The following is a 296-nucleotide window of genomic DNA, read 5'->3' on the forward strand; positions in this document are numbered from 1 at the left end:
CCGATCACGGGCGAATCGATTCCTGTCGATAAGAAGGAAGGCGATCACGTATTTGCCGGAACGCTCAACATGGATCGTTCGTTCGACATGATCGTCGAGAAGACGTATCAAGAGACGACGCTTGCGCACATCATTGAACTGGTCGAGGAAGCGCAGGATAATAAAGCACCGAGTGAAGCGTTCATCGATCGCTTCGCGAAAGTGTACACACCGTTCGTCTTCCTAGGTGCATTGTTGCTGATGATCGTCCCACCTTTACTCCAACTTGGTAGTTGGGGAGAGTGGTTCTATAAGGG

The 296-nt window shown here is 50.7% G+C and carries 1 protein-coding gene; it reads left to right on the plus strand.

Annotated features, from left to right (window positions below):
• Positions 1–296: P-type ATPase actuator domain-containing protein (locus KNQ05_RS15620; RefSeq protein ID WP_483297429.1), on the plus strand; the 296-nt coding region annotated here is incomplete at both ends.

The sequence above is a fragment of the Exiguobacterium sp. s125 genome (assembly GCF_018618605.1).
In the GTDB taxonomy this organism is placed as follows: Bacteria; Bacillota; Bacilli; order Exiguobacteriales; family Exiguobacteriaceae; genus Exiguobacterium_A; species Exiguobacterium_A oxidotolerans.